The 26,236-nt window shown below is 67.8% G+C and carries 17 protein-coding genes; 3 read left to right on the forward strand and 14 right to left on the reverse strand.

Annotated features, from left to right (window positions below; genetic code table 11):
• Window positions 1–36: 36 nt before the first annotated feature.
• Together OJA40_RS05660 and OJA40_RS05665 are read right to left on the reverse strand one after the other, a co-directional pair.
• A complete protein-coding gene (locus tag OJA40_RS05660) occupies window positions 37–1,626 on the reverse strand; it encodes an ABC transporter permease (RefSeq protein ID WP_263808023.1) in 1,590 nt (529 codons plus the stop codon).
• 109 nt (window positions 1,627–1,735) lie between these two features.
• Entirely contained in the window at window positions 1,736–2,818 is a 1,083-nt protein-coding gene (locus tag OJA40_RS05665; RefSeq protein ID WP_208425833.1) for an iron ABC transporter substrate-binding protein, read from the reverse strand.
• Window positions 2,819–3,010: 192 nt separating this feature from the next.
• On the opposite strand from OJA40_RS05665, the gene OJA40_RS05670 reads away from it, so the two are divergent.
• Window positions 3,011–5,122: a S9 family peptidase gene (locus OJA40_RS05670; RefSeq protein ID WP_208425832.1), complete on the forward strand. Its 2,112-nt coding sequence runs from the start codon at window positions 3,011–3,013 to the stop codon at window positions 5,120–5,122.
• Between the two features lie 28 nt (window positions 5,123–5,150).
• On the opposite strand, the gene OJA40_RS05675 is transcribed toward OJA40_RS05670, so the two are convergent.
• The 4 genes from OJA40_RS05675 to katG form a co-directional block, all read right to left on the reverse strand.
• The gene (locus OJA40_RS05675; RefSeq protein WP_263810104.1) at window positions 5,151–6,275 is read right to left on the reverse strand and encodes a glycosyltransferase family 4 protein; all 1,125 of its coding nucleotides are present in this window, start codon (window positions 6,273–6,275) and stop codon (window positions 5,151–5,153) included.
• A gap of 204 nt (window positions 6,276–6,479) precedes the next feature.
• On the reverse strand, window positions 6,480–7,460 hold the full coding sequence (locus tag OJA40_RS05680; protein WP_208425830.1) for an aldo/keto reductase: 981 nt from the start codon (window positions 7,458–7,460) through the stop codon (window positions 6,480–6,482).
• Between the two features lie 186 nt (window positions 7,461–7,646).
• The gene (locus OJA40_RS05685; protein ID WP_208425829.1) at window positions 7,647–8,195 is read right to left on the reverse strand and encodes an ankyrin repeat domain-containing protein; all 549 of its coding nucleotides are present in this window, start codon (window positions 8,193–8,195) and stop codon (window positions 7,647–7,649) included.
• Between the two features lie 134 nt (window positions 8,196–8,329).
• A complete protein-coding gene (gene katG, locus OJA40_RS05690) occupies window positions 8,330–10,477 on the reverse strand; it encodes a catalase/peroxidase HPI (protein ID WP_423816501.1) in 2,148 nt (715 codons plus the stop codon).
• A gap of 229 nt (window positions 10,478–10,706) precedes the next feature.
• On the opposite strand from katG, the gene OJA40_RS05695 reads away from it, so the two are divergent.
• A complete protein-coding gene (locus tag OJA40_RS05695) occupies window positions 10,707–11,615 on the forward strand; it encodes a hydrogen peroxide-inducible genes activator (RefSeq protein WP_208425828.1) in 909 nt (302 codons plus the stop codon).
• A gap of 9 nt (window positions 11,616–11,624) precedes the next feature.
• Here the strand turns inward: OJA40_RS05695 and OJA40_RS05700 are convergent, their stop codons facing one another.
• Window positions 11,625–12,638, reverse strand: coding sequence for a glycosyltransferase family 2 protein (locus tag OJA40_RS05700; protein WP_208425827.1), 1,014 nt, complete (start codon window positions 12,636–12,638; stop codon window positions 11,625–11,627).
• A gap of 99 nt (window positions 12,639–12,737) precedes the next feature.
• Complete coding sequence (gene gyrB, locus OJA40_RS05705; protein WP_208425826.1) at window positions 12,738–14,696, reverse strand: DNA topoisomerase (ATP-hydrolyzing) subunit B; 1,959 nt, start codon at window positions 14,694–14,696, stop codon at window positions 12,738–12,740.
• Between the two features lie 288 nt (window positions 14,697–14,984).
• Between gyrB and OJA40_RS05710 the strand changes: the two genes are divergently transcribed.
• Window positions 14,985–16,835: a glycoside hydrolase family 13 protein gene (locus OJA40_RS05710; protein ID WP_208425825.1), complete on the forward strand. Its 1,851-nt coding sequence runs from the start codon at window positions 14,985–14,987 to the stop codon at window positions 16,833–16,835.
• 21 nt (window positions 16,836–16,856) lie between these two features.
• Here OJA40_RS05710 and OJA40_RS05715 read toward each other — a convergent pair whose 3' ends face one another.
• The 6 genes from OJA40_RS05715 to OJA40_RS05740 form a co-directional block, all read right to left on the reverse strand.
• The gene (locus OJA40_RS05715) at window positions 16,857–17,375 is read right to left on the reverse strand and encodes a hypothetical protein (protein WP_263808016.1); all 519 of its coding nucleotides are present in this window, start codon (window positions 17,373–17,375) and stop codon (window positions 16,857–16,859) included.
• Window positions 17,376–17,527: 152 nt separating this feature from the next.
• On the reverse strand, window positions 17,528–18,187 hold the full coding sequence (locus tag OJA40_RS05720; protein ID WP_208426613.1) for a CBS domain-containing protein: 660 nt from the start codon (window positions 18,185–18,187) through the stop codon (window positions 17,528–17,530).
• A gap of 140 nt (window positions 18,188–18,327) precedes the next feature.
• Window positions 18,328–19,695, reverse strand: a complete 1,368-nt coding sequence (hflX, locus tag OJA40_RS05725) for a GTPase HflX (RefSeq protein ID WP_208426614.1) — start codon at window positions 19,693–19,695, stop codon at window positions 18,328–18,330.
• Between the two features lie 242 nt (window positions 19,696–19,937).
• Window positions 19,938–22,049: a BatA domain-containing protein gene (locus OJA40_RS05730; protein ID WP_263810106.1), complete on the reverse strand. Its 2,112-nt coding sequence runs from the start codon at window positions 22,047–22,049 to the stop codon at window positions 19,938–19,940.
• Window positions 22,050–22,223: 174 nt separating this feature from the next.
• The gene (locus OJA40_RS05735; protein WP_208426615.1) at window positions 22,224–23,144 is read right to left on the reverse strand and encodes a fasciclin domain-containing protein; all 921 of its coding nucleotides are present in this window, start codon (window positions 23,142–23,144) and stop codon (window positions 22,224–22,226) included.
• Between the two features lie 109 nt (window positions 23,145–23,253).
• Window positions 23,254–26,022, reverse strand: a complete 2,769-nt coding sequence (locus OJA40_RS05740) for a TonB-dependent receptor (protein WP_208426616.1) — start codon at window positions 26,020–26,022, stop codon at window positions 23,254–23,256.
• Window positions 26,023–26,236: the final 214 nt, after the last annotated feature.

A 26,236-nucleotide genomic window follows, 5' to 3' on the forward strand; every position in this document is an offset into this window, starting at 1 on the left:
CGGCGTGTCGTCCGGCGACGGCACAATTGAACGGGTCTACGTGCGCTCCGCGGCTGCGGGGCGCTCGCTCGCCTGCTCGCGGAGCAGCAGCACGCCCACGAAGAGCGCCGAGACGAACATGATGGTGAGCGCGTAGGGGGCCGCCTGCCCAAACATTGCCTCCTCCGCGTAGCTCCACGTGTTGAGGGCGAGCGTCTCGAACCCGATCGGCGCCAGGAGGAAGGTGAGGGGCAGCTCCTTCATGGCCGAGAGGAAGACGAACGCCATGCTCACGAGCAGGCCGCGCCGCACGAGCGGAAAGGTGACGCTCACGAACGCCCCGAGCGGCGAGCGGCCCAGCGACCGGGCGGCCTCTTCGAGGTGGGGGGGCGCCTGGTAGAGCGCGCTCCGCACGGGGCCCACGGCCTCCGCCATGAAGTGAAGCGCGTAGGCCGTCACGAGCAGGGCCAGCGTCTGGTACGCGAACGGCACGGCCCCGAGCGAGAACACAATGAGCGCGAGCGCAAAGGCCAGCGGGGGCGTGGCATAGCCCAGGTAGGCGGCACGCTCGACGACGCGCGTCCAGGGGGACGGGTGCCGCACGCCCAGGTACGCCACCGGCAGGGCCAGCAGGGCCGCCAGCACGGCGGCGGGGGCGGAGGCCGACACCGAGTCCCAGAGGGCCGCCCCCAGACCGGCCCAGGGCACCCCGCCCGCCGCCGCGTCGGTCATCCAGTACCCGACCGTGCCCGCCGGCAGGACCACCGACAGCCCCGCCACGCCCAGCGCAAAGGCGTACCCGCCCCAGCGCCCACGCCCCAGCTCGTACCGGGCGGCGGTGCGGCTCGTGCCGCTCTCCGTCCGGTGAAACAGGAGCCCCTTCAGCAACCGCGCCTCCAGCAGCAGGATCGCGCCCGTCAGGATCAACAGCATGAGCGCGAGGCAGGCCGCGTAGATGCGGTCGTAGGAGGCCGCGTACTGGATGTAGAGCGCGTAGCTGAACGTGTCGTACCGCATGAGCGACACGACCCCGAAGTCGCCCAGCACGTGGAGGGCCACCAGGAGCCCGCCCGACAGGAAGGCCGGGCGCAGCTGCGGCAGCACCACCTGCACGAAGACCCGCCACCGGCCGCGCCCCAGCGCCCGGGCCGACTCCTCCAGGGACGGATCCAGCCCCAGGAAGGCCGTCCGGAGGTTCAGAAAGAGGTACGGGAACGTCGAGAGGCTGAGCGCAAGCCAGGCCCCGGTGTAGCCGCTCAGCCGGGGCACCACGAGGCCGAGTGTCTGCGCGAGCGTGCCGTATTCGCCCGTCGTGGCCATCAGGGCGTACGCCATCACGTAGCCGGGCACCGCAAGGGGGAGCACGCCCAGCAGGGTGAGCGCCTTTCGGCCCGGGAGGGCCGTGCGGGTGGTCAGCCAGGCCAGCGGGAGCGCCAGTGCGCTCGTGCCCGCGAGCACGCCCACGGTGAGCCCCACCGTGTTCCCCAGGAGCCGCAGGGTGCGCCCCCGCACCACCAGGTCCCACAGCGTCCCCGGGTCCGCCTGGAAGGCGCGGAGCAGCAGGTACACCAGCGGAATGAGCACGCCCCCCACGACGACCGCCACGGGGATCGTCACGTACCAGCGGCGGCGGATCGTGTCCAGCACGCGAGCGGGAGATCGGTTTTGCGGGTGCGGATGAACGGACAGACGTGTGGGCGTGTACGAGAGACCAACTCCGCTTCTCCGTGCGCCCACACGCCGTCCCGGCAGGGGGCTAAAGCGCCCCGGCGTCGCGGAGCAGATCGAGCGTCGGCTCCATGTTCTGGAGCTGCTGCAGGTCGAACTCCGGACTCAACGTCAGGGCCTCGTCCGCCGGCATCATGTAGTCCGGCACCGACGTGCCCGACACCACGGGATACTCGTTTACACGGGTCGCGGCGAAGGACTGCGCCTGTTCCGAAAGCAGGAACCGCAGGAACCGGTTCGCCGCGTCGGGCTGGTTGCTCGTCTGCAGCGCTCCCGCCCCCGTTACGAGAGCAAGGTTGCCAAGGTCCCCGTCGGCAAAGTGATACATCTCAACCGGCGCGGAGGCCCGGGGCGCGGCCTCCTCCTCGGCCTCTTCTTCGTGCTCCTCGCCCTCTTCCTCTTCCCCTTCGTACTCCCCCTCCGCCCCGCCGTGCTTCAGGCGCAGGACGTAGTAGTGGTTTGTCAGCGCCACGTCAATCTCGCCGGCCTCCAGGGCCCGCACCATCGGCGTGTTGGAGGTGTAACCGTTTGGGTTCAGCGCCTGCATGTCCGACAGCCACGTGCGAGCCGTCTCCGCCCCCTCCGTCACACGGAGCGCCGTCACGAAGTCCTGAAAGCTCGAGTAGGCCGGCGTCCATCCGACGCGGCCCTCAAACTCCTCGTGCTCCGGCAGGTCGAGCACCGAGTCGGGGAGGTCCTCCGGGCTCACCGCGTCGCTGTTGTAGGCCAGCACCCGGAAACGGGTCGTGACCGGGGTCCACCGCTGGTTCGACGGGGTGAAGCGGGCCGCGCGATTCGCCAGCGTGTCGGGCAGCTCGGTCAGCAGGCCGTTGTTGACGGCGTTGCCCAGGGCGCCGGTCGTGTTCGCCCAAAACACATCGGCCGGAGACTGGTCGCCCTCCTCCTGAAGCGCGGCCAGCAGCTGCGAGTCGGTGCCGTAGCGCACGCGGACCGGCACGTCCGCCTGCTGTCGGTACTGCTGGACCAGCGAATCAACGAGGGCCTTGCTGCGGCCCGAATAGATGACGAGCTCGTCCTGCTGCTCCCCGCCGCAGCCGAGCAGGGACAGGACCAGGGTGACGACGAGGCTGAGGCTGAGAAGTCGCTTCATGAGAGGTGCGTGTGGGGTTGGGTGAGCTGAATTTGTTTAGATTGATTCTAAAGAAGTCGGACGAAAGATGACACGGGACGCGCCGGGGGACGCGTTTAAATCGCAGAAACTCCACACAAATCGCAGGCTCGCCCGCCTCCGCCCGACTCCTTCGTCGCCGTAGCCCCACGGATCCGGCCCCGCAGACCACACATGATTGCCTTCCCGGCCTGGGTCTCTTTTCTTCATAGGTACGTGACTCGCCCCCTGTGCACTTTCTTCACGCCCCCGATGGCCCGCCGCGCTGTTCTCGCCCTGCTCGTTGCGCTCGCCCTTCCCGCCCTCGCCCACGGCCAGGACGCGCCCTTCTCCCGCATGGACGTGTTTGACCTGGAGTGGGTGGCCCACCCGCAGGTGTCTCCCGACGGCAGCCAGATTGTGTACCAGCGGCGGGGCATGGACGTGATGGAGGACCGCCGGACCTCCGCCCTCTGGCGCCTCGACGCAGACGGCACCGACCACACGAAGCTGACCCCCCGGACGGCCGACGAGTCCTCGCCCCGCTGGTCCCCGGACGGCTCGAAAATCGCGTTCACCAGCTCGGACGAAGAGCACGGCACCGAGATTTACGTCCACTGGGTGGAGCAGAACAAGACCGCCCGCATCACGCAGGTGGAGAATGCCCCGAGCGGCCTCTCGTGGTCGCCGGACGGAACGCACCTCGCGTTTTCCATGCACGTGTCGGCCCCCGAGCCCACGCTGGCCTCGCGCCCGGAGCCGCCGGAGGGGGCCGACTGGGCGGAGCCGCCCCGCGTGGAGACGCGCCTCAACCACGAATCGGACGGGACGGGCGTCCTCGACTACGGGCACGACCACCTGTTCGTCGTGCGGGCCGAGGGCGGCCGCGCCCGCCAGGTAACCGCCGGCGACTACAACCACTCCAGCCGCCCGGTGTGGACGCCCGACGGGGAGGCGCTCCTCTACTCGGCCAACCGCCACGACAACTGGACGCGCGAGCGCCGCAACTCGGAGCTCTACAGGGTCCCGGTGGACGGGGGCGAGAGCACGCCGCTGACGGACCGCTTCGGCCCCGACCACACGCCCCGCGTGTCGCCGGACGGGGAGACGATCGCCTACCTCGGGTACGACGACGAGGTCCAGACCTACCAGGTGACCCGGCTCTACGTGATGGGACGGGACGGCTCCAACCGACGGGCCGTCGACCTCGGCCTGGACCGCTCGATCGACGACATCGCCTGGGACGAGGACGGCGACGGGCTCTACATCCAGTATGAGGACGAGGGCACGACCACACTGGGCCACACCCCCCTCGACGGCTCGACCTCGGTGGTGGCGACAAATCTGGGCGGCACGTCGATCGGCCGCCCGTACGGCGGCGGCGACTTTTCTGTCTCGGAGGCAGGACGCCTTGCCTTCAACCAAACCTCGCCCGCCCACCCCGCCGAGCTGGCGGTCACGCGCCGGGGCCAAGACACGACGCGGCAGCTCACGGACCTGAACGGGGACCTCCTCGACGACCGCGCCCTCGGCGCCGTGGAGGAGATCCGCTACGCCTCCTCGAAGGACGGGCGCGAGATCCACGGCTGGGTGGTGACGCCGCCGAACTACGACCCGGACCGCGCCTACCCGCTGATGGTGGAGATTCACGGCGGCCCGATCTCGAATTACGGCGACCGGTTCTCCGCGGAGATTCAGCTTTACGCGGCGGCCGGGTACGTCGTATTTTATCCCAATGCGCGGGGCAGCACCAGCTACGGCGAGGCGTTCGGCAACCTGCTCTACAACGACTTCTCGGGCGGGGAGTACCAGGACATCATGGACGGGGTCAACCGGCTCGTCGAGCGGGATTACGTGGCGGCCGACAGCCTGTACGTCACCGGCGGCAGCGCGGGCGGCACCTCCGCCGCCTGGATCACGGGCAAAACCGACCGGTTCCGGGCCGCGGCCGTGCAGAAGCCGGTCACCAACTGGATCAGCAAGACCCTGGCGGCGGACAACTACTACGGCTACGCCGAGTACCGCTACCCGGGGCAGCCGTGGGAGAACCCGATGGAGTACTGGGACGTGTCCCCGGTCTCGCTGCTCGGCTCCATGAGCACGCCGACGGTCGTCATCGTGGGGGGCGACGACCGCCGCACGCCCCCCTGGCAGGCCAAGCAGCTCTACAACGGGCTGAAGCTGCGCGGCGTAGAGGCGGCCTACGTCGAGATCCCGGGCGCCTCCCACGGCATTGCGTACCGGCCCAGCCAGCTCATCACAAAGGTCGACCACGTGCTCGGCTGGTTCGACCGGTACCGACAATAAATTCTCGGGGCGCCGGGCAGCCCTCTTCTCAGCCCGCGTGCCTCGCCGCCAACCGTTCGATGGCCTCCATCAGGCGGGCGGGCTGCTGGGCGCGCTTCCGCTCGCGCACCCCCTCCGTGAGCCGCCCGGCCCAGTCCGCCCGGACGAAGCGACCGATGGCCCGGGCCAGGGCCTCCGGGTCCTCGGGCGAGACGACGAAGCCGGCCTCCTCGTGTGGAATCGACTCCGCGAGGCCGCCGACGTCGGTCACCACCATGGGCCGCTCGAAGTGGGTCGCGATCTGGGCGACGCCGCTCTGCGTGGCCGACACGTAGGGCTGCACCACGAGGTCGGCGGCGCAGAAATAGGTCGGGACCGCGTCGGACGGGACGTAGGCGTCGTGCCACTGCACCCGGTCGTGAAGCCCGTGCCGGTCGATCATCGCGCGGTAGCGCTCCGGGTCGTCGTACGGCTCCCCCGCCACGACGAGGCGCAGGTCGGGGTGGTCGGCCAGCACGTCCGGCATCGCCTTCAGGAGAACGTGCAGCCCCTTGTATTCCCGCACGAAGCCGAAGAAGAGAATCACCGGCGCGTCGTCGGGCAGGCCGAGTGCCGCGCGGGCCTCGCCTCTCGGGACGGGGTCCCCGAAGCGTTCGTAGACCGGGTGGGCAATCTGTTCGATTTGCGCCCCCGGCCCGGCCAGCCGCCGGGCATCGGCGGCCACGGCGTCGGACATCACGACGTGCCCGGCGCAGGCGTCGAGGAAGAAGCGGCTGAGCGCCGCGTCGCCGAGATGCCGCTCGTGGGGCAGGGCGTTGTGCACGACGGCAAACGAGGGGATGCCGTAGTGCCGCCGCAGCCCCCGCGCCACGACGCCGTAGGCGGGCGCGAAGAACGGCATCCAGTACTGAAACACCACGGCGTCGGGGGCCGCGTCCCGCAGGTGAAACCCTGTCCGGAACCACGAAACCGGGTTGATGGAGTCGAGAAGGCGCGGGGCACCCCGGACCGCCTCGGGCGCGTCGCTCTCCGGCTCGTACTGCGTCTCGCCGGGAAAGAGGAGCTCGGGATACTGCCGTGAGAAGGTGACCGGCCGCACGTCGTGCCCGCGCTCGTTCAGCCCCGTCACCGTCATCTCCGTGAAGTGCGCAATGCCGCCCCGGTACGGGTGCATCGGCCCGAGGACTGCAATCTTCCATTTTTCGTTGTCCCCTTGTCCCATTTTCCGCTCTCGCTTTCTCTTCAAAGACCAACTACCCCCCTTCCACATTCCCAAATTGAAAGCCGCACTACTGTACGCCACACTATCTCTTCATCATCGACCGTCGACGAAAGCCAGTGTCGAAATGAGACGATGAGAAGCTTGCAGACTGACCTGCTACCGATTTACAGAGCTCATGTCCGGGTAGCGGTCGCCGGCCGCCACGCCCTGGGGCGCGATCTCGTCGATGCGGGCAAGCTCCTCCTCGGAAAGGGAGACGTCGAGCGCCGCAATGTTTTCGTCGAGGTGATCCGGGTCGGTCGTGCCCGGGATCGGGACGATGTCGTCGCCCTGGTGCAGCACCCAGGCGAGGGCGAGCTGCGCGGGCGTCACGTCCTTCGCGTCGGCCAGCCGGTTCACCTCCGCCACCAGGTCCAGGTTCTTCTGAAAGTTCTCGCCCTGGAAGCGCGGGTTGTGGCGGCGCCAGTCGCCCTCCGGCAGGTCCTCGGGCGACTGGAAGCGACCGGTGAGAAAGCCGCGGCCGAGCGGGCTGTACGGCACGAAGCCAATGCCCAGCTCGCGGCACATCGGCAGAATGTCGTCCTCCGGGTCGCGGCTCCAGAGCGAATATTCCGTCTGGAGCGCCGTGATGGAATGCTCCTCGTTCGCGCGGCGGAGCGTGTCGGCGGCGGCCTCCGACAGGCCCAGGTGCCGCACCTTTCCCTCTTCCACGAGCCGCCCCATGGCCCCCACCGTGTGCTCGATCGGCACCTCCGGGTCCACGCGGTGGAGGTAGTACAGGTCGATGGTGTCGACGCCGAGGCGCTGCAGGGAGTCCTCGCAGGCCGTCTTCACGTAGCTCGGACGGCCGTTGAGGCCGTGCACCTCGCCCGACTCGTCCCGCACGATGCCGAACTTGGTGGCAATCGTGACCCGGTGCCGGTGCGCGTCCAGCACGCGGCCCAGAAGCTTTTCGTTGGTGAAGGGGCCGTATATGTCGGCGCTATCGAAGAAGGTGAGGCCGCGGTCCAGGGCCCGCTGGAGCGTCTTGATGGCCCGGTTCTCGTCGGGCGTGCCGTAGAAGTCGGACATGCCCATGCAGCCGAGGCCGACCGCGGAGACGGTGAGGGTGCTGGTTCCGAGCGTGCGTTGCTTCACGGTACGAGTGGGGTCGGGAGACAGCATTGCGTAGTAGAGAGAGGTGCCGCGCAGTCCAACGCCTCCCCCCACGGGCTGTTGCGCGGCTCGCCGAGGGGCCTCGTCCACGGGCCCGTACGGGGCGAAACGAGCCGTACGTTCCGGCACGTGGCGGCGGATGCACGGGAGGCCCCCGTACGTTGATGCTCACGCCCCCGCCGTGGCCTGCCGCAGCCGCTCAGCGATCTCCTCGTGCCCTTCCGCGGCGGCCTGCTCGGCGGCCGTTTGGCCCTGCTCGTTCGTCGTGGTGGGATCGGCCCCGTGCTCCAGCAACAGGTCCACGAGTGCCGACTCCCCGTACGTGGCCGCGTACATGAGCGCCGTCGCGCCACGGGCCCCGGTCGCATTCACGTCGGCCCCCGCCTCGATGAGCACCGCCGCCGCCTCGGCAAGGCCCTTGAAGCAGCACCCCATGAGGGGCGTGCTGCCGCTGGGGCCCGACCGGTCCGGATCGGCCCCGTGCTCGATCAGCAGATCCGCCATCTCGGGCTGGTCGCTGTAGGCGGCGATCATGAGGAGGCTGTGGCCGTGCTCGTTCGTGTGGTTGGGATCCATTCCCTGTTCGAGGAGCCCCTCCATGGCTTCGGTGTCGCCCCGGCGAGCAACCTCGTGGCCGTCGGCGTCTCGGGGCTCGGTGTCCTGCCCGTCGCCGGTGGGGGACGGGCTGTGGGGATCAGCGGACTCAGAATCGGACATGCGGTCGTGGGGGGGGTTGGGAAACAGGTGCGCGTGCCAAACACGAAAGAGGGGCGAACGCGAGGTCCGCCCCTCTTCGGGCTGTCCATCCGTGACGGAAGCTCGCCCCCGTCATTCGGGGAGGGGACGACCGTCTACTCAAGATCGAACCGGTCGAGGGTCATCACCTTCGTCCAGGCGTCTACGAAGTCCTCGACGAACTTCTCTTCCGCGTCGCCGGACCCGTAGACCTGCGACAGCGCCCGGAACCGGGAGTTGGACCCGAAGATCAGGTCCACGCGGGTGGCCTTCCACTTGACCTCGCCGGTGTCCCGGTCCCGGATTTTGAAGTGCTGCTTGTCCTCCGAAACCGGATCCCACTCGTGATCCATGTCGAGCAGGTTCACGAAGTAGTCGTTGTTCAGCGTCTCCGGGCGGTCGGTGAAAACGCCGTACCCGTCGGCCTGCTCGTGGGTGGCGTCCAGTGCGCGCATGCCGCCGACGAGGACCGTGGTCTCGGCGGGCGTCAGGTTGAGCAGATCGGCCTTGTCCACCAGAAACTCCTCGGGGGTCCAGTCCTGCCACGGGTCGTCGGCGATGTAGTTGCGGAAGCCGTCCGCCTTCGGCTCGAGGTACTCAAACGCCTCGACGTCGGTCTGCTCCTGTGTGGCGTCGGTGCGGCCGGGGGTAAACGGCACCTCCACGTCGTGGCCCGCATCCGCCGCGGCCTTCTCGATCGCGGCGCTGCCGCCCAGGACGATCAGGTCGGCCAGCGACACCCGCACGTCGTCGGACCGCGCGTCGTTGAAGGTTTTCTGGATGCCCGTCAGCACCTCCAGGGCGTGGGCCAGCTGGGGCGGCTCGTTCGCCTCCCAGTTCCGGTGCGGCTCCAGGCGAATGCGCGCGCCGTTCGCCCCGCCACGCTTGTCGCTGTCCCGGTAGGTCGAGGCCGACGCCCAGGCGGTCTTGACCAGGCGGGAGACGGACAGGTCGGTCTCCAGGATCGCCTCCTTCAACTCGGCGATCTCCTCGTCGCCGATCAGGTCGTGGTCGGCATCAGGCACGGGGTCCTGCCAGATCAGGTCCTCTTCCGGGACCTCCGGACCGAGGTATCGCTCCTTCGGGCCCATGTCGCGGTGCAGCAGCTTGAACCAGGCCCGTGCGAACGCGTCCTCAAACGCATCCGGGTTTTCGCGGAAGTCCTCGATGATCTCCCGGTAGTCCGGGTCCCGCTTCAGGGCCACGTCGGTCGTGAGCATCATGGGGTCTACCGTCTCTGAGGCGTCGTGGGCGTCGGGCACGACCCCTTTCAGCTCGTCGCTCTTCGGGCGCCACTGCCACGCGCCCCCGGGGCCCTTGTGGACCTCCCACTCGTAGTCGAGCAGGAAGTCGAGGTAGCCCATGTCCCACTCGGTCGGGGCGTCGGTCCAGGGGCCCTCGATGCCACTGGTAATGGTGTCGCCGCCCTTGCCGGAGCCGTGCTCGTTGTGCCAGCCGAGGCCCTGCTGCTCGATGGGAGCCGCCTCGGGCTCGGCCTGGAGGTGCTCGTCGGTGTCGGCGCCGTGGACCTTCCCGAATGTGTGCCCGCCGGCGATGAGGGCGGCCGTCTCCCGGTCGTTCATCGCCATTCGGCCGAAGGATTTACGGATCCGCTGGGCCGACCATTCCGGGTCCGGGGTGCTCTCCGGTCCCTCCGGGTTTACGTAGATGAGGCCCATCACGGTTGCGCCGAGCGGGTTGTCGAGTTCGTCTTCTTCGTTGAACCGCCCCCAGGTCTCCATCTCGTCTTCGGGCCCCCAGTCGATGGACTCGTCGGGCTTGAAGTCGTCCGTCCGGCCGCCGGCAAAGCCAAACGTCTCGAAGCCCATCGACTCCATGGCGACGTTGCCGGCCAGCACCAGCAGATCCGCCCAGGAGATCTTCCGCCCGTACTTCTGCTTCACGGGCCAGAGCAGCCGCCGGGCCTTGTCGAGGTTCGCGTTGTCGGGCCAGCTGTTGAGGGGGGCCAGCCGCTGACGGCCGCCGGACGAGCCCCCGCGCCCGTCGGTGGTCCGGTACGTGCCCGCGGCGTGCCACGACATCCGAATGAAGAGCGGCCCGTAGTGGCCGTAGTCGGCCGGCCACCACTCCTGCGAGGTCGTCATCACCTCCTCGATGTCGGCCTTCAGGGCCTCGTAGTCGAGCTCCTGAAAGGCCTCCGCGTAGTCGAAGTCCCCATTCCAGGGACCGACGTTTTGCGCGTTCTGGTCGAGAATCTCAACGTCCAGGCTGCCGGGCCACCACTCGCGGCTCGTCTCGGGCATGCTGTCCCGCTGCTCCACCGATCCGTTGGACCCGTTGTGCATCACCGGGCACCCATTGGTCCCGTTCGTGCTTTCGGTAGCGTGTTCTTCTGACATAGATCGACATGAGGGCGTTGCTGGGGGAATAGCGCGTCGTTACAGAAGGTACGCATCCGGAGTTGATTATTCAAATCGATCACCTCTATATTCTTGATAGTTTTCCTCTATCAAAGAGCAGGCCCTCCGTTCGATGACGCTCGCGCAGCTGCAGTATCTCGTGGCCCTCGATACGCACCGCCACTTCGGCAACGCGGCCGCGGCGTGCGACGTGACCCAACCCACCCTCAGCGGGCAACTGCAGCGGCTGGAGGAGGAGTTGGGGGTGGAGCTGATCGACCGGAGCCACCAGCCGGTGGTGCCCACGGCCGCCGGCGAGCCCATCGTGGAAGAGGCCCGGGCGGTGCTCGCCGCCCGGGACCGGCTTGCAACCACCGCGACGGAGGTGAAGGACCGCGTGACGGGCACCCTTCGCCTCGGCATGCTTCCCACGCTGTCGCCCTACCTCCTGCCCCTTCTTCTGCCCGCCCTGGACACGGCCTTTCCCGAGGTCTCCCTCGTGCTGCGCGAGTGGCCCACGACCGAGATTCTCGATGCCCTCCGCACCGATGCCCTCGACGCCGCCCTGATCGCCACCAATCAGGCGGGCCCGGACCTCCACGACCGTGTGCTTTTCACGGAGCCCTTTGTGGGCTACGTCGCTCCGTCCCACCGCCTCGCCAACCGCGACGCGCTGGCGCCCACGGCCCTCTCCATTGAAGACCTGTGGCTGCTGAGCGAGGGCCACTGCTTTCGGGACCAGGTGCTTCAGGTGTGCGGCCGCGCCCCGTCCGCCCCCCAGGCCGCCGCCCAGTTCGAGAGCGGCTCCCTGGAGACGCTGGTCCGCCTCGTCCGGAACAGCGGCGGGATGACGCTCCTCCCCCGGCTCGCCACGCACCAGATGCCGGAGGCGGAGCGGTCCACGTTCGTCGTTCCCTTCGCCGACCCGGCGCCCACCCGCAACGTGCGGCTCGTCACCCGGCGGCGGCACAAGCAGCGCCTCGTCGACGCCGTCGTCAGCACGCTGTACGACGCCCTCCCGGACACCGTCACGCGCCGCTGACCGCCCCCCTCAGCCCTCCAGCACCTCGGCCGCCTCGTCGGCGAGACCCGTCGCCTCCGCCACCTCGTACGTCGACGGGTCTTCCATGCGCGGCCGGATGATCATCTCGCCCAGCAGGCCCGTGGTGAACATCTGCGACCCGAACAGGATGAGCAGCACCCCGAACAGCAGCAGCGGGCGGTCCCCGATCGGGTGCCCCAGCACAAGCTTGTCGAACGACAGCCACAGGCTCACCAGAAAGCCGAGCGCAAACGCCGCGGTGCCCATCGACCCGAAGAAGTGCATGGGCCGCACGGCGTAGCGGGTGAGAAAGACGACCGTGATGAGGTCGAGGAAGCCCTGCACGAAGCGCTCGACCCCGAACTTGGTGGTGCCGTACTTGCGGGGGTGGTGTTGCACCTCCTTCTCGGCGACGCGATCGTACCCCTCCCACTTGGCGAGGAGCGGGATGTAGCGGTGCAGCTCGCCGTAGACGTCGATGCTCTTCACAACCGGGCGGCGGTAGACCTTCAGGCCGCAGTTGAAGTCGTGCAGGGGGAGGCCGGAGAAGAGGCGCGTGACCCAGTTGAAGAAGCGGCTGGGCAGGGTCTTGCGGAGCGGGTCCTTGCGGTCTTTCTTCCACCCGCTGACGAGGTCGTGTCCCCCCTCCTCCAGCTTGTCGATTAGGGCCGGAATTTCGTCGGGGTCGTCCTGCAGGTCCGCGTCCATGGTCGCGACGTAGCGCCCCTGCACCCGGTCGAACCCCACGGCCAGCGCCGCGGACTTGCCGTAGTTACGGCGAAAGCGCACGCCGGCGACTCGCGGGTCGTCTTCGCAAAGCCCCCGCACCACCTCCCAGGTTTCGTCCCGCGACCCATCGTCGATGATCCACAGTCGGAACGAGAGCCCCGCCTCCTCGCACGCCGCCCGCACCCCGTCGGCCAGCTCGGGGAGCGACTGGGCCTCCTCGTACGCCGGCACGACGATGGACAGGTCCGGGTCCCGAGAATCGGGCGGAGAATGTTGGGGAGCGGGTGCTTCCACGACCAGTGGGCACTATCCAGAGAAGTGTGGACTTCGCGATGCACGTCGCGTGCGCCCGCCCCTCTGCGTCCCTGCGCAGCGCGCACCACGCAACGCGCCCTACGCGTCAATCGTCGCGTACTTGGCGTTGCGCTCGATGAATTCGCGCCGGGGCTCCACCGAATCGCCCATGAGCGTGGAGAAGAGCCGGTCGGCCGCGGCGGCATCCTGGATGGTCACCTGCTGAATCTTGCGCGTCTCCGGGTTCATGGTGGTGGTCCAGAGCTGCTCCGGGTTCATCTCGCCGAGGCCCTTGTAGCGCTGCATGCTGGGGCTGTTGCCGTCGGCCCGCAGCTCGGCCATGCGCGTCTGCATCTCCTCGTCGGACCAGCAGTAGATCTCCTGGCTGCCGTTCTGAATCCGGTAGAGCGGCGGCAGGGCGATGTAGATGTTGCCCTTCTCGATGAGGGGCCGCAGCTGGCGGTAGAAGAAGGTGAGAAGCAGCGACCGGATGTGGGCCCCGTCCACGTCCGCATCGGTCATCATCACGATCTTGTGGTACCGCATCTCGTTCATGTTGAACTCCTCCTCGGTGGACGTGAGGCCGGTCCCGAGGGCCGTGACGATGTTCTGGATCTGGTCGTGCTCCAGGATGCGGTCGAGACGGGCCTTCTCCACGTTCAGGATCTTGCCGCGGAGGGGCAGGATGGCCTGGAAGTGGCGGTCGCGCGCCTGCTTGGCCGAGCCGCCCGCCGAGTCGCCCTCCACGAGGTAGAGCTCCCCGTCTTCCGGGTCGCGCGAGGAGCAGTCGGCCAGCTTGCCGGGCAGACTGCCCCCCGAAAACGCGTCCTTGCGCTGCACCAGTTCGCGCGCCTTGCGGGCCGCCGCCCGCGCCTCCGCCGCCTGGATCACCTTCTCGATGATGCGCTCCGCCTGGTCGGGGTGGTCCTCCAGCCAGCGGCCCAGCTCGGTATTGATGAGCGACTCGACGATGCCCTGCACGTCCGAGTTGCCGAGCTTCGTCTTCGTCTGGCCCTCGAACTGCGGCTCCGCCACCTTCACCGAGAGCACCGCCGTGAGCCCCTCCCGGAAGTCGTCGCCCGACAGGTCGAACTTGAGGTCGCTCAGCATGTCGTTCTTCTGGGCGTAGCGCTTCAGCGTCCGCGTCAGGGCGCGCCGGAAGCCCGTGACGTGCGTGCCCCCCTCGTGCGTGTTGATGTTGTTGACGAAGGAGAGGACGTTCTTGTTGTACTCGTCGTTGTACTGCATGGCCAGCTCCACCGGCACCTCCCCATCCGTCTCGGCGATGTAGATCGTCTCGTCGAGAATGGAGTCGCGCGCCTCGTCGAGGTAGTCCACGAACCCGATGATCCCCTCCTCCGAGTGGTACGTCTCGCGGGCCAGGCCCTCGTCCTCCTCGCGGTGGTCCTCGACGCGGATGCGTACCCCCGCGTTCAGGAAGGCCAGCTCGCGCAGGCGGTCCGAAAGCGTCTCGAACCGAAACTCCGTCGTCTTGAAGATGTCCCCGTCCGGCCAGAAACGGATGCGCGTGCCGGTCTCCTCCCCCGCCTCCATCGGGCGCACCCTGCGCACCGGGTCCTCCGGCACCCCGCACAGGTAGTTCTGCTCCCAGACCGAGCCGTCGCGCCAGACGGTCACCTCAAACCGGGAGGCCAGCGCGTTCACGACCGACACCCCCACCCCGTGCAGCCCGCCGGACACCTGGTAGCTGTCCTTGTCGAACTTGCCCCCGGCGTGGAGCACGGTCATCACCACCTCCAAGGCCGAGCGGTCCTCCGCCGGGTGCTGGTCGACCGGAATGCCGCGCCCGTTGTCCTCGATCGACACCGAGCCGTCCTTATAGATCTCGACCCCAATCTCGTCGCAGTGGCCGGCCATCGCCTCGTCGATCGAGTTGTCGAGCACCTCGTAGACGAGATGGTGCAGCCCCCGCAGGCCTACGTCGCCGATGTACATGGAGGGGCGCTTGCGCACGGCCTCCAGGCCCTCTAGCACCTGGATGTTGGACGCCGCGTAGTCGCTGATTGCGCGATCCGGAAGGTCGGTGGTCTCGCTCATGAAAAACAGACAGCCAGTCGAAAGGGTGTGAAGGCGCTCGTGGGGCTTTTTTCGGCCTTTCAGCCAGTCGAGATGTAACGGAACGATTGACTGATGGTTCGCCCTGCGCGCCACCCGCACGACGCCGGTGTGCCCCACGGCCGAACACGGCCCCGTCGCGTGGAGTCGTTCTCAATTCGCTGGGGGCCGGTGGACACCGCTCGGCCAGGGCCCTACGTTGTGGGCCGTCGTGGTCACGGCGAATGAGGGGTGGCCGCCCGTGCTTTTTCCACACCTGAGATCTGCCCCATGCGACGCCTCCTCGCCGCCGTCCTTGTCCTTTTCGCCTGCCCCGCCCTCGTTCTGGCACAGGCGCCCGAGATCGACCGCATCGACCCGCCCTTCTGGTGGGTCGGCATGGAGCGCCCGACCGTGGAGCTGATGGTCTACGGCAACAACCTCGCCGACACCCGCGTGCAGCTCGGCGAGCATCCCGGCGTGACGCTGGACCGGGTGACGGAGGTCGAGAACCCCAACTACCTTTTCGTTCGCCTCCGCATCGGCGACGCGGCCACGCCCGGCACGGTCCCGCTCCGCTTCCGCCACGACGCCGGGACGCTCACCCGCAGCTTTGAACTCCGCCCGCGCCGCACCGGCACGTACGCCCAGGGCTTCTCCAGCAAGGACGTGATCTACCTCCTCATGCCGGACCGGTTCGCAAACGGCGCCCCCGAGAACGACTCGATCCCGGGCTTCCTGGAGGGGGTGGACCGCTCCGACCCCGACGCGCGCCACGGCGGGGACTTCGCCGGCGTCCGCGAGCACCTCGACTACATCGACGACCTGGGCATGACGGCCCTCTGGATGACGCCCATCTTCGAGAACGACATGCCCCCCGAATACGGCGCCTATCACGGCTACGCGGCCACCGACATGTATCGGGTGGACCCGCGCTTCGGGAGCAACGACACGTTCCGGCGGCTCGTGGAAAGCGCCCACGAGCGGGACCTGAAGGTGATCATGGACATGATCCACAACCACATCGGCGACCGGCACTGGTGGATGGACGACCCGCCGACCGGCGACTGGGTCCACGACTTCGACACGCATGGCACCACCAACTACGAGGGCGCCGCCGTCATCGACCCGTACGCCTCCACCCACGACCGCGAGCAGCTGACGGACGCCTGGTTCGTCCCCTCCATGCCCGACCTCAACCAGGACAACGAGCTGCTCGCCACCTACCTGATTCAGAACACGCTCTGGTGGATCGAGTCGACCGGCATCGACGGCATCCGGATGGACACCTACTTCTACGCCGACAAGGACTACATGACACGCTGGACGTCGGCCGTGCTGGAGGAGTACCCCGACTTCAACATCGTGGGCGAGAGCTGGGTGCCGACCGTGCCCCACGAGGCCTACTGGCAGGACGACTTTCAGGCCCACCCCGACGATTACGACTCGGACCTGCCGAGCGTCACCGACTTCCCGCTCAGCTTTGCGATGCAGGACGCCTTCGCCCCCGACGGCGGGGGCGTCTACGACCTCTACCGGACGCTCGCCCAGGACCACGTCTACCCCGCGCCCAACAAGCTCGTGACCTTCCTCGACAACCACGACCTCACCCGGTTCTTCTCCGTCGTGGACGAGGACGAGGACGCCTTCAAGCTGGCGTATGCGTTCCTCATGACCACGCGCGGCATCCCGCAGGTCTACTACGCCACCGAGCTGATGCAGCCGATGCTGGACGTGGAGGGCGACGGCGCGAAGCGGCCCGACATGCCCGGCGGCTGGCCCGGCGACGCGCGGAGCGTATTCACCGAGGAGGGCCGCACGGCCCGCGAGAACCGGGCGCACGACTTCGTGACCACCCTGACGACGTGGCGCGAGGACGCCGATGTGGTCCATCACGGCGGCCTCACCCACTACATCCCGCAGGATGACACCTATGTTTACTTCCGCCACGACGCCGACGACACGGTAATGGTCGTCCTCAACGACGCAGAGGAGTCGCGCACCCTCGCCCTCGATCGCTTCGAGGAGCGCATCCAGGCCCACACGGCGGGGCGCGACGTGATCAGCGGGGCGACCGTGGCGCTCGGGGACTCCCTCACGGTGCCCGCACGGACCCCGATGGTGCTGGAGCTTCGGGAGTGACGCGTCTCTTCCTCAATGGCCTCACACCTCGTGCCGCATCCACACGATGAGGCTCATGCCCCGCTCCAGCACGTCCGACAGGTGGGGCCCCTCCCCGGCATCGCCGGCCGGGGCATCGGCCAGGAACTGCTCGATCTCGTCGTGCGTCCGGCGCGCCTCCTCCACCAGCTCCTCCGAGACCTCCGGGTAGAGGCTCAGCAGGTGCTGGTGCATGGCCTGCGTGAGGCGCTCGGCGCGACGCATCTTCATGAGGAGGTCGAAGTGGCGCACGGCGTGCGGCAGCGGCTCTTCGTCGCGCTGCTCCAGCGGCACGCGGCTCAGGGCCATCTGCATGAGCAGCTCCATGAGCGTCTGCCCCGCGTTCTGGAGGCGGGCGGCGGCCTGGTCGGGGGGCGCCTGCGCCGACGGGTCGCGGCCGGCGCGGCGCTGGGCCACCGACTCGCGGAGCGTCGCGGCGGTCGACAGGGTGGCCAGCAGCGTCATGGACTCCAGCACGGCGGCGGGGTCGGGCTGGGGGTCGGAGGGGCTTTCGCTACTCATGGGGGGACGGGCTTCAACAGAAGAGGGGCGAGAAACAGCACACGCCCGAAGAGACCGGTGCGCGAGGGCGTGAAGCGGGAGCGATGTCCGTCGCGCATCACGGGTGACGCATTCCAAATCACGCATCGCGGCCCAAATTACGCATCGCGGCCCTACACCTCCAGGTACCGCACGAACTCGTCGACCAGCTCCTCCAGCTCCTCGCCTTCCTCCCCGAAGGCCGCCACGACGTGGTAGTCGTTGTGCTCCAGGACGTGCCGGACGCGGGAGGTGTCCTTCACGTTGAGCTTGAGCGTGATGCGGATGTCATCCGTCGAGGTCTCCGGCAGCTCCGAGGCCACGGCCAGCACCTTCGCCTCGTTCTGTTCGATGACGTGGATGAGCTTCGACAGGGCGTAGTCGCGCGGGTCGACCTCCAGGGCCAGGATGGCCCCCCGTTCGCGGGTGGACAGCATCTGCGCAAACTGGTCGAAGATGTCGTGCCGGCGGAGAAGCCCGTGGTACTGCCCGTCCGAACCGGCCACTGGCACGGTGCTGAGGTCGTGCTTGACCATCGTGCGCGCCGCGTCGAAGATGTGCGCGTCCGGCGGCACACTCACGGGCCGCCCGACGAGCAACGCCCCGATGGATGAGGCGGGCCCGTCGGCGTCCATCAGTCGCTCCTCGGCAATGATGCCGGCCAGCCGTCCGTCCTCGTTCACGACCGGCAGGTGACGCACGTGATGCTCCATGAGCAGCCCCAGGGCCTTTTCCACCGAGTCGGAGCTCTGGAGGGCGGGGGTGGGGGCGTGGATCGCCTCTCGTACTTTCATGGGATCAGGGGCTTGAGGAAAAGGACACGCAGCGGAAGGCGTGGGCGCGGGATCGTCGGTGCATTCCCCTACAATCGCCGTGCCGAACACGTCCCCTGCCAGAATCGCAGGGCATCTCGACTCGAATTCGTCTCGGCCGGTCAGGCATTCAGGACCGGCTCTTCGGTCGCGGCCGGCCGGAGCGCCCCGCGGGGATCCAGGGCCTCCTGGAGGCGGGCGTCGTTGCGCGGGGCGGCACGGAAACGGATGCGCGCCACGGCCTGGGCCCCCTCCACTTCCCCGTTCAACGATTCCAGCCCCCCATTCTCGGCGTACTCGTAGCTCTCCTCGATGACGTCGCCGAGCCGGTGCACCTGCGCGATGACCTCCGGCTCACTCACCGGAATGTACGCCACCCGCTCCACGTAGTCCTGCTCGATGAGGTCGAGGAGGTCTTCCTTCAGCGTTTCCAGGCCGATGCCGCGCAGGGCGGACGCGAACACCGCGTCCGGGTGGTTGCGCCGGAGGCGGCGGAGCAGCGTCCGGTCCTCCATCGCGTCGATCTTGTTGAACACCACGAGGGTCGGCTTGTCGCGGGCCTCCAGCTCGCCCAGGGTCTCGGCCACCACCCGCATCTGCTCCTCGTAGTTCGGGTGCGTCACGTCCACCACGTGGATGAGCACGTCGCTCTCGCGCACCTCGTCGAGGGTGCTTCTAAAGCTCTCGATGAGGCGGTGGGGCAGCTTCCGGATAAACCCGACGGTGTCGGACATCAGGACCTCCTTGTTCGAGTCCAGCTCTACGGTGCGGGTGGTCGCGTCGAGCGTGGCAAAGAGGCGGTCTTCGGCCTCGAGGTCCTCGTCGGCCAGGGCGTTGAGGAGGGTGGACTTGCCCGCGTTCGTGTAGCCGACGAGCGAGGCGGTGGTGTATCCCTCGCGGCCCTTGCGCTGGGTCGTGCGCTGCCGATCGATCTCGTCGAGCTTCTCGCGCAGCTTCGCCATGCGCTTGTCGATGATGCGACGGTCCATCTCAATCTGCTTCTCGCCGGGCCCCTTCGTGCCGATCCCGCCTTCCTGCCGCGAGAGGTGGGTCCAGCGTCGCGTGAGGCGGGAGCGGAGGTAGCCGAGCTGCGCGAGCTCCACCTGCGTCTTGGCCGCTCGCGTCTGCGCCCGGCTGGCAAAAATGTCGAGGATAAGCCCCGTCCGGTCGAGCAGCTTGCAGTCAATCTTCTTTTCGATGTTCTTAACCTGGACGGGCGACAGCTCGTCGTCGAAGATAACGAGGTCGGAGTCCCGCTCTTTTGTGAGGCGCGCCAGTTCCTTCACCTTTCCGGAGCCGATGAAGGTGGCCGGGCTCGGGCTGTTGAGCGACTGCGTCAGCCGGTCGGTGACGTCGGCCCCGGCCGTGCGGGCGAGGTGCTCCAGCTCGTTGAGGTGATCGCGCACCTCCCAGCGCGACTCCTGGGGCGTGATGACCCCGACGATGATGGCCGTTTCGGCGTCTTCGGTCTTGTGCTCAGGGGTAAACAACGCGGCGGAAGCGGCTTTTTCGAGGGAAGAATGTGCGAGTGGAGGGGGCGACGGCCGGGCGTACGGGCCGTTGGTTCAACCAAATTCCATACGGTTGTACCTGTCCGTGCGCCCGCTTGTTGCACGCAGCCCACAGGGAGAACACAATTTTCTTGACCCGCCGCCCCCAGTGGGAACCCGGACGCAGAGGGTCGGGACGAGGGGCCCCGAGCGGCCCCGCCGGCGGCGCGCCGGAGCCAGGCTTACGTCGTCTCCGGGGCCCACTGACTGGCGACGAGCATCTCCGCCGCGAGGAAGACGAGTGCCAGGAGCAAAAACACGTTCCAGAGCTCCGTGCCCGCCCGCCGGGTGCGGAGCGTCTCTTCGAGGTCCTCGGTCTCCGCCGCGGCCACCGCCCGTACCGGCGCCCCCGTCGCGGTCCCCAGCCGGTCCGAAGCGTCCGCCGGGGCCGCCGCCTGGAGGTTCGATTCGGCCGGGGGGACGTTCACCGCCACCCGCCGGACCCGCGTCGAGCCGGCCTGCACGTCGTAGAGGCCGGGCGTGGTCAGCGTGCCCCCCACCTGCACGAGGGTCGCTCCGAAGAGGGTGCGCTGCTCGGGCGCAACCTCGATGCCGTCGGGGCCGTGGAGGCGGACCGATGCCTCCGGGGGGACGCCGGTCACGCGCAGTTCGGCCGGCCGCCCGGCCACCAGCTGCTCCCCCGCCACGGACGTGGTGGCGGAGAGGTAGTAGACCGACCGGTAGAGAAGCGGCACGAAGAGGCCGCGGACGGGCAGGTCGCTCCACGCCTGGGTGGGCGCCACGGCCGACAGCAGCAACCGCCCGCTTCCGTGACGTACCTCGTGCAAAAATGGACGGCCGTTGGACAGCTCAATGAGGGTCTGCCCCGCCTGGCCCGACGGGCGAAAGTTCATGACGTAGTAGAGGTCCGGCTGCTCCACGGAGGCCTCCGCCCGGCGCCGCTCCTGAAACACGCCCTCAAAAAGCGGGTGCTGCAGGTCCACGCGACCAAACGAGGCGACCGTCTGCTCGCCCGACAAGGCGCCGCTAAAGCCCCGCAACGATCCGGCATCGAGCGCCCCGAACAGGGCGTTGTAGTCGTCCGGGCGGGCCTGGGCGGTGGGAAAGAGGAGCAGGCCGCCCCCGCGGTCGACGAAGCGGGCGAGGGCGTCGACCTCTCCGCTCGACAGGGATCGGGGCCCCGCGAGGAGCACCGCGTCGTAGCGGCCGAGCTCGGCCGAGGCCAGGTCGCGCTCGCCGATGGCGGTGGTGCGGAAGGCAATTTGGTCCGCCACCATCTCGGACGAGAGGGCGAGGTCGAGGTAGCGCGTGTCCTGCCCCTCCCCCTGCACCAGCAGCACGCGCCGTTCCTCCGGCACGTGCAGCGCAAAGTGGTGCCGGTCGTCGACCGGGAGGTCGTCGTCCTCCGTCACCACCGCCCCGTCCAGCCAGCCCCGTGTCTGGGGCGTGACCGTGAACGAGACCGTCTTTTCCAGGCCCGGCTCCAGCGTCGTCGTGGCCTGGGCCACCCGGTCGCCCGCCAGGTAGACGCTCGCCACGTAGTCGGAGAGCGGGTCCGGCCCGTGGTTGGTGAGGGTCGCCTCCAGCTGCACCGGCTGGTCGACCTCGGCGATGCGGCTGGTGACGGTCACGTCCGAGACGCCGACGTTGGACTGTGCCCGCGTCTCGACGGGGAGGAGCTGCACCTGGACGCCGTCGGGCACGTTCGTCGCAACCGAGTCGCCAAGGGTGCTGGCCTGCAGGTCGCTTACCACGTAGACGACGGCCTGCGGCGCGTCCGCCTCGTCGGCCGCCTCAGCCGCCCGGCCCACCGCCTGCGCGAGCGGCCGCGCTCCGGCCTGCGGCTCCAGCTCCGCGAGCGACTGCCGCGCCACGCCCGTGTTCGCGGTGGGCTCCGGGCGCCGCGCGCCGCTCCGGGCGGTTGGCCAGAGGAGGACCTCGTCGTCCTCCTCCACCGTCCCCAGCACGCCCTGGGCCTTCTGGACGGCCTGGTCGAAGTACGCCCCGCCCGGCCCGTCCGCCGTCATCGAGAGCGAATTGTCGACGACGACCGCGTGGGCGGTGGGCGCCGACGCCCCCACGCCCCCGAGCGTGCTCGTGAGCGTGGGCTGCGCAAACGCCATCACCAGACTGGCAATCGCCAGCATCCGCAGGGCCAACAGCAGCCACTCCTTGATGCGGACCCGCTGCACCGCCGACTCCTTCAGCTCCTTCACGAACGCCAGCGAGCTGAACTCGACGGTGCGCGGCTGGCGCAGGTTGAAGAAGTGCAGGAACAGCGGCACCGCCACCGCCGCCATCGCCAGGAGCGCGAAGGGGTTGAGGAGCGACACGGGGAGGAAGCGTTGGGCACGAGCGTCGATGCGGCCGGGATCGGCTGCTACCGCCCATCTGGGCCCGGCGTTCCACCGTCTCTTTACGTAGACGCGCCGGGCCGTCCTCGATGGACGACCCGGCGCAAGTCCCCAGAACTCCTTTCCAGAAAAGGCGCCATTCTGAGGCTGAAGCTATGGCATGAGAACCGTGTCGATGCTATGGATGACACCGTTGTCGACCTCCACGTTGGGAACGGACACCTCATTTCCATTGACGGTAACCGTCCCATTCGAGCGCTGAACTGTCACGTCCGTGCCCTCTAGCGTCGGTATGTCCGTGGCCGAGGTCGGCACGTCTCCGGCAAGGAAGACGCTGTCGAGCACGTGGTACTGCAGGATCTCGTCGGCGTTGGGAGGGATCTCATCGCTCTCGACCTCCCCGCTATCGTCCTCATCGAGGGCGGCCAGCAGTGCTTCGTTGGTCGGAGCGAAGATCGTACGCCCGTCATTATCGCCGGACACGCGGAGGGCGGGGGCAAGGCCGGCCTCCTTGACCAGTCGCGCAAAGATCGTGAATCGGGGCGTCAGCGTCGCCCGGTCTACCGCGTCGGCCAGCAGTTTTCCGACGACGTGCACGACACCGTTCTCCGCGTTGGCGTCGGGAGTCAGGACCGTTGCCTGATTCACTGTCACATTCTCGCCCACCCCGATCCTGAGGTCCTCCCCAGCAAGCGGTGATACCGTCTGTCCATCGCTAAGTTGATCGGAGGTCACCTCTCCATTCACGACGTGGTGCCGAACAACCTTCCCAACGACCTGCCGGTTGAGCGAGGGGTCAATGGCCGGCGAAATGGAGTCATTGAGGGGGGCAAATACGGTGAATGGACCGCCCGTGTCCAGGGTCTTGACGAGGCCAGCCTCGGCCGCGGCTCCCTCAAGCGCGCTCAATGCCGGCACCTCCTGGACGTAGCCCGCGATCGTAGGGGATGAGGGCGCGGAGTCGCTTTGGTCCTGGTCGATAAAGGCGTCACACCCTGTCGTGACGAGAGCAAGGGCGAAAAGACCGAGGCCGAGGCGGCCCCATCGGCGAAAGGACGTAGCGAGATCAATCATATGGAGGGAAGGTGGTCGGTTCGAAGTGAGGGGGGAGTGTCGGGCCGGCACGGCGACGGGGCCCGGGGGAAGGCCCCTCTGCCCCGCCGTCTCCGTCAGGAGACGATTGCTAGAGGGAGATCGTGAGCCGGCTGTACACGAAGCGGCCGTTGAAGCCCATCGGGTGGGCCCGGTTGTAGGGCAGGATGATGTCGAAGGTGCCCTTGTTCGGATCCAGGTCCGGGTAGTTGTCGAACAGGTTGCGGGCTCCAACGGCGAGGTTCACCTGGTCCTCGAACATGCTGTACCCGAGCTCGCCGCCGAAGACGTACTCCGGATCGAGTGTGAACTGATCGGCCTCTATGTCATCGTCCGCGTTCAAGAGCTCGCCGTAGCGGGCGCCACGGAGCGTCAGGTCCACCGGGCCGGCCGTGAGGGAGGCGGTCAGCTTCGTCGTCGTGTTGGGGAGAGCCCCTTCCGTGAGCGCCCGCTGGTCGTCCGGCGCAAGGATCACCGTGCTGAAGTCCTCGTCCAGCGTCGTCGGGTTGCGCGGACCGCCTGTAATTTCGGTATCTGTCCAGTTGAACGCGCCGCGGAGCTGGAGCTGAACCCCATCCGCGAGGAGCGCCGAGAACTTGGAGGTCACGTCGACGCCCTCGGTCTTCGTGTCGATGGCGTTCGAGAAGAAGCTGGCGGTCGACGCCCCCGTATTGTTGTCACTGAGGACCTCTTTGATGGCCTCTTCTCCCGGCGACCCCGGCTCCCCAAGATCCCCCGAGAGCGTGATCCGGTCGTCAATCTGAATGTTGAAGTAGTCGACCGATACCTGGAACCGATCGACGGGCTCGATGATGACCCCGCCGCTGAAGTTGACCGAGCGCTCCTCTTCGAGGTCCGGAATGCCCAGTGCGTTCCCCACATCACTGTTGATGCGGAAGATTCCGGTCTGGACGGGCTGATTGTCGATGAACGTCGTGGAGACCTTCGAGAAGAACTTCTGCGCCTGATTCGGGGCGCGGTAGCCCGTCTGTGCCGTCCCGCGGAAGGCGAGCTGCGAGACCGGCTCGAAGCGCAGTGCAACCTTTCCGTTGACGGTCGAGCCGAAGTCGCTGTAGTTTTCGAATCGGCCCGCGATGTTCACCTGGAGCGGATCGATGAGGTCCGCCTGCAGGTCCACGTACGTCCCGACGTTGGTGCGCGTCTCGTCGACCTCCTGCTCCGGCCGGAAGCCGGGGAAGACCTGTGCCCCCGGCGCGGGCGTGCCGCCGTTCTGGTTGATGCCCCAGGGGGGATTTTCGAAGCCCGCCCAGGAGGCCTCTTCCCCAGCCTTCAACTGGTAGGTGTCCGCCCGGAAGAGGGCGCCGGCCGCCACGTTCAGGGGCGAGGCAAGGCCGACCTCCAGGCCGCGGTCCACGTCCAGCTGCACGACCGTCTGCTGGAGCTGCACGGCCCCCGCGTAGAATTCAGTCTGGTTCCCTTCCTGGGAGGGGCCGTAGCTGGCGTTCAGGGTGTTCGTGATGTTGTACTGAAAGTAGTTGAAGCCCGTCTGGGCACTCAGGTCGTAATTCCACTCGTCAAGCATCCCTCGGAGCCCAACGACCACCGAGCCGTCGTTAATCGGGTTCTCGAAGTTTGGGAGGAAGCCCTCCGGGTTTGTCTGAGGCCAGTTGCCGTCGTCGGTGCCCTCCCGGTAGAAGCCCTGCCCCTTCCCCTTCCGGTAGCTGTAGCCCCCGAACGCGTAGACTTCGGTGGGCTGCTCCGCGGTGACGTTGGCAATGGGGTACGCCCCGTTCGCCCAGAACAGCAGGTTTTCCGAACGCCCGTCGCCCCAGTGGAAGGCCGGCTGTTCCACCGAATTGTTCTTGTCGACAATGTCGAACAGTCCATCGCCGTCCGGGTCCGCGATCTCGTCCCCACCTTGCCCGGCAGGCCCCAGGTTGAAGCTCGCCGGGCCGGCCCGGTTGGTCGGCGTGCGCAGCCGGTACTCGCCGAAGAAGTTGAGGAATCCACCGTCGTCGCCCAGCTCCACGCCGAAGGACGGACGAACGCTGTAGGTGGTGCCGTCATTGGGGTAGGGCTCCGTGGCGTACCCTCCGATGCGGGTCTCGATCGTCGGATCGAGGGGCTCATCTTTGAGGCGCAGATTCGCCACGCCCGCGATGGCGTCGGATCCGTACTGCGAGGACGCCCCGTCCCGAAGCACCTCAATTCGCTCGATGGCATTGGCCGGAATCGCGTTCAGGTCAATCGGACTCGACCCGCCCGAGACCCCGGCCCCAAGCCGGTTGACGAGGGCCGACTTGTGTCGGCGCTTGCCGTTGACCAGCACCAGCGTCTGGTCCGGACTCAGGCCACGGAGCGTAAACGAACGGAGGGCATCCATCCCGTCGGAGAGCGTATTCTGCGGGAAGTTGACCGACGGCGCACTCTGCTGGAGAATCCGTCCGGTCTCGAAGGCCCCAGACGTTTGGATCTCTTCCGTCCCGTACACATCCACGGGCACCGCCATGTCCTCGGCGGCCATGTCGCGGGCCCGAGACCCGACGGTGACCGTTACGCCCTCTCCTTGCAAGGGGGCGCGCTCAAGGGAAAAGGTCCGCGTGGCCTCCTCCCCAGGCTCGAAGCGAATTTCCCCTTCGATTGTCTCGTACCCGACAAACGTCACGCGGAGGGCGTACGTCCCGGGATCGATGCCTGTGATGCTGTAGGACCCGTCAGCGCCCGCCGCCGTGCCGTAGTCGGAGTCCAGGAGGACGACGTTGGCCCCTGGCAGGGGCGCCCCGTTCGCGTCCTCAACGGTTCCGGTAAGCGTGGCGGCCTGCTGGGCCGGCGCCGCCACCGCGGCGAGTCCCCATGTGAGGCCGGCAAGCAAAAGGGTGGAAGCGTAGCGTAGTGTCATGGGTGGAGGAGGGAGCTTCGGAGGTGACAGAGAATCTTCTTCGGCTCACCCTGAAGAAGAGGAGCTTAATAAAGTGTTTGCCAAGAGCACCGGCGATATATAATTTCGGGAATCACCACTGTCAATGTTTCGGAAACGCTTCGACGGGTGTGTAGAGACAATATAACCCGATACGCTGTGAACTTACAAGAAAGGGACGTTCCGGACCTCCCCA

Source organism: Salinibacter pepae (genome assembly GCF_947077775.1).
In the GTDB taxonomy this organism is placed as follows: Bacteria; Bacteroidota; Rhodothermia; order Rhodothermales; family Salinibacteraceae; genus Salinibacter; species Salinibacter pepae.

Coding starts and splice junctions, on each gene's coding strand:
- OJA40_RS05665 (WP_208425833.1), bottom strand. CDS start 2,818: ATGAAGCGACTTCTCAGCCTCAGCCTCGTCGTCACCCTGGTCCTGTCC.
- OJA40_RS05720 (WP_208426613.1), bottom strand. CDS start 18,187: ATGAAAGTACGAGAGGCGATCCACGCCCCCACCCCCGCCCTCCAGAGC.
- OJA40_RS05740 (WP_208426616.1), bottom strand. CDS start 26,022: ATGACACTACGCTACGCTTCCACCCTTTTGCTTGCCGGCCTCACATGG.
- gyrB (WP_208425826.1), bottom strand. CDS start 14,696: ATGAGCGAGACCACCGACCTTCCGGATCGCGCAATCAGCGACTACGCG.
- OJA40_RS05695 (WP_208425828.1), top strand. CDS start 10,707: ATGACGCTCGCGCAGCTGCAGTATCTCGTGGCCCTCGATACGCACCGC.
- OJA40_RS05685 (WP_208425829.1), bottom strand. CDS start 8,195: ATGTCCGATTCTGAGTCCGCTGATCCCCACAGCCCGTCCCCCACCGGC.
- OJA40_RS05675 (WP_263810104.1), bottom strand. CDS start 6,275: ATGCACCCGTACCGGGGCGGCATTGCGCACTTCACGGAGATGACGGTG.
- OJA40_RS05735 (WP_208426615.1), bottom strand. CDS start 23,144: ATGATTGATCTCGCTACGTCCTTTCGCCGATGGGGCCGCCTCGGCCTC.
- OJA40_RS05670 (WP_208425832.1), top strand. CDS start 3,011: ATGATTGCCTTCCCGGCCTGGGTCTCTTTTCTTCATAGGTACGTGACT.
- OJA40_RS05710 (WP_208425825.1), top strand. CDS start 14,985: ATGCGACGCCTCCTCGCCGCCGTCCTTGTCCTTTTCGCCTGCCCCGCC.
- katG (WP_423816501.1), bottom strand. CDS start 10,477: ATGCCCGAGACGAGCCGCGAGTGGTGGCCCGGCAGCCTGGACGTTGAG.
- OJA40_RS05715 (WP_263808016.1), bottom strand. CDS start 17,375: ATGAGTAGCGAAAGCCCCTCCGACCCCCAGCCCGACCCCGCCGCCGTG.